This window comes from Streptomyces sp. NPDC001880 (assembly GCF_053594575.1).
Map to the genome: position 1 here is coordinate 1 of NZ_JBSFET010000228.1, position 3,171 is coordinate 3,171.

Genomic DNA, 3,171 nt, shown 5'->3' on the forward strand with positions numbered 1-3,171 from the left:
CCGTCGGCGGCGCAGCCCGTCGGCGTAGGCCTGCCCGAACTTCACACACCACCGGGTCACCGTCTCGTACGAGACGGTGACACCGCGCCGGAGCATCAGCTCCTCCACCTCACGGAAGCTGAGCGGAAAGCGGAAGTACAGCCACACGCAGTGGGAGATGACCTCGACCGGGTACCGGTGCCCCTTATACGAAGGCAACGCGCTCACCACGGACGATCCCCCTCCAGCGTGATCAACTTCGAGGATCCTCCCACGCCGCCCGCCAACGTGACAGTGCCGTCATGTGGCAATGGGCCATGCGACCGGGCTCAGAAACGTTCCGGGGCACGTTCCGGGAGCGGAGACCCGGGGAGCACGTCCCGCTTCTGGTTCTTCCGACCCTCCGCGTTCGAGTCGGCGGTCGCCTCGCAGGTCACGTCCTTCGCCGGGAGCTTGCCGTTGAGCAGGTAGCCGGTGACCGTTCCGTCCGTGCACGCGTTGCCGTTCGGGTAGACGCCATGGCCCTCGCCGCCGAGGACGGTGACCATTTTCGAGCCCTTCAGGGTGGCGTGCAGGGCCTGACCGCTGGGCAGCGGGGTCTGCGAGTCCCACTCGTTCTGGACGACCAGGGAGCCGACCTTGTTCTTCACCCTGGTCGCCGGTTCCACGGACTTGTCCCAGAACGCACAGGGCTTGATGCTCGACGCGAAGTCACCGAAGAGCGGGTAGCGGCCCTTGTCCTCGATGGCGTCCTGCCGGTAGCTCTCAGGATCGCGGGACCACGCGGCCGAGTTGTCGCCGCACACCACGGCCCAGAAGCTCGCCGTCATGTTGTCGGACGGCACCTCGGCGGCACCGGCGGCGCCCGCAGTTCCGGCCTGCCCGGATCCGGTGAACGCCGCGAGCTTCTTCGCGGAGGCGGGCTCGCCGGCCGCGGCCTTCTTCAGCTCCACGACTCCCTCGGTGGCGTACTCCGGGCTGAAGACCGCCCCGCGTATACCGCTTCGGATGTCGTCACCGGTGGTCGGCTGCCCGTCTACCTCGATGGGCTCCTCGTCGGCCTGCGCGACCAGGTCCCAGAAGGTCCGGTCGACCTCCTTCGGGGTGTCACCGAGGCCGTACTTCTCCGAACGCGCGGCGGCCCACTCGGTCCACCGGTCGAACGCGGGCTCGGCGCCTTCCGCCCACCACTGGATCATCCCTCGCCAGGCGCGCGCCGGATCGACCGCGCTGTCCAGCACGAACCGGTCGGCCAGGCCAGGGAAGAGCTGGGTGTAGACGGCGCCCAGGTAGGTGCCGTACGAGTAGCCCACGTACGAGATCTTCTTCTCACCGAGGACCGCCCGGAGCAGATCCATGTCGCGCGCGGTGTTGCGCGTGGTGATGTGCGGGAGCGTGTCGCCCGCCTTCTCCCTGCACTTGTCCGCGACCTCGCGCGCCCAGGCGACGTCCTTGTCGAACATCTCCTCCTTGTACGGCCGCAGCCAGTTCTCCTCCTCCGGCTCCAGATCGCAGGAGACCGGGCTGCTCCGTCCCACACCGCGCGGGTCGAAGCCGATGAGGTCGTACTTCTGCTGTACGGACTCGGGGAGCCCCTCCTGCATCTCCAGCGGCATGTAGAGCCCCTCTCCCCCCGGGCCGCCGGGGTTGGAGAACAGGACACCGTGCCGCTTGTCCGGCGCGGTGCTCTTGATCCGGGATATGGCTAAGTCGATCCGCTTGCCCCCGGGAACCCGGTAGTCCAGCGGGACCTTGATCGTGGCGCACTCGAACTCCGCCGGAGCGTCGGCATCGCACCGCTCCCACTGCGGCTTCTGCTTCACATACCGGTCCAGCGCGCCCGTGGCGGCGGACGAGGAGGCGGTCGACGTGGTGGCGGCCGTGGCGGCGGTGGCCGTCGAGGTGGCGAGCGCGGGAGCCAGCGCGGCCGTGACACTCACGGCCAACAGGGGCGCGAGACGTCGTCTGCGCACGATATCGATCCTTCCGGTCGTATGTTCGGACAGGAAAGATCCTTCAGGAACCGGTCACGCATGCGGATCCCCCGCCGGGCTGCACCTCCCCTCCACCCTGGGAATGACACAACAGCCTTGGTTGATCCTTGAGTTGTACGGGGGGCGGGCCGCCTGCAGCGACGTGGCGAACAGTGCCGCCCGTCGAAAACGAACCTGGAACGCATCGACGGCCGCCTACCGCCGGGTGCGCCGACCACTGACGCCGCCACGGGCGAGGGAACCGCTACTGGACGGTGTCCGGGATCCAGGAGCCGTGGATCACGGCCGGGACGCGGCGCGGGAGGTGGACCATGGCCACCGGGGGCAGGGCACTTCGACGATGACGTTCAGTTACCACCGAATGTGCGACAGAGCCGTTGACGGCTCTGTTCCGTAGTCGGTGGTGACGGTGTGTTCTCCTTATTGCAGGAGGATGCGGTGACGGAGGAGGTCGAATCCTGCTCGACCGTGCATCTGCCGCATGATTTTCTTGGTTCGGGTATTGACGCCTTCTGTCCGGCCGTTGTGGTGGGGCAGGGTGAGGCCGGCGTTCACGGCGGCGCGGTCGAGTTCGAGGCCGTTGCAGAAGCTGTGCAGGTGGGGCAGGCCGGCGGTGCGGACCGTGGCGATCCACTGGGTGAGCTTGTCGTCGTTGGCCTGGGCCGGGGCCAGGAGCGCGGCGAACTCGCCGGTGAGCCGGGCGAGTGCGGTCATCTCCGGGCACGCTGTGGTGAGGAGGCCGAGCAGGTCGGTGTCTCTGGTCCACAGGTGCTCGGGGTGGGTGAGCAGGAGCCGGGCGAGGCGGCGGGGGGTCGTCACAGGGCGGTCGCCTTCGGCGCGGCCCTGATTGAGGTAGCGGACCAGCAGGTTGACGCTGCCGGTATAGCCCAGTTCCCTGATCTCTTGCAGGAGGTGCGTGACGGGAACAGCCGGGTTGTCTGACCGGCGCCGGCGCAGGTGGTCGCGGTAGGGGTCGACCAGGGTGGGCCGGTAGCGGGGGCGATGCGATCCGCGGGCGGTTCGGGGATGCGGGCGTAGCGCTTGACGGTGTTCAGGGCGAGGTTCAGTCTGCGGGAGCAGTCGAGCAGGCGCTGTCACGTTGGCTGACGGGGTGGGATGATCTTCGGGTTGATCACGGTGGAGGGGGTTGTCCGTGGGCAGTACGCCGCCGTCGTACAAGGGGCAACGGTACCCGGTC

The 3,171-nt window shown here is 68.3% G+C and carries 1 protein-coding gene and 2 pseudogenes; all 3 read right to left on the reverse strand.

Annotated features, from left to right (window positions below; translation table 11 throughout):
- Positions 1 to 210: pseudogene (locus tag ACWCQ6_RS36575) on the reverse strand (IS6 family transposase); the annotation flags it as partial.
- 98 nt (positions 211 to 308) lie between these two features.
- Entirely contained in the window at positions 309 to 1,952 is a 1,644-nt protein-coding gene (locus tag ACWCQ6_RS36580; RefSeq protein WP_451096735.1) for an alpha/beta hydrolase, read from the reverse strand.
- Positions 1,953 to 2,393: 441 nt separating this feature from the next.
- A pseudogene (locus tag ACWCQ6_RS36585) lies at positions 2,394 to 3,061 on the reverse strand (transposase); the annotation flags it as partial.
- Positions 3,062 to 3,171: the final 110 nt, after the last annotated feature.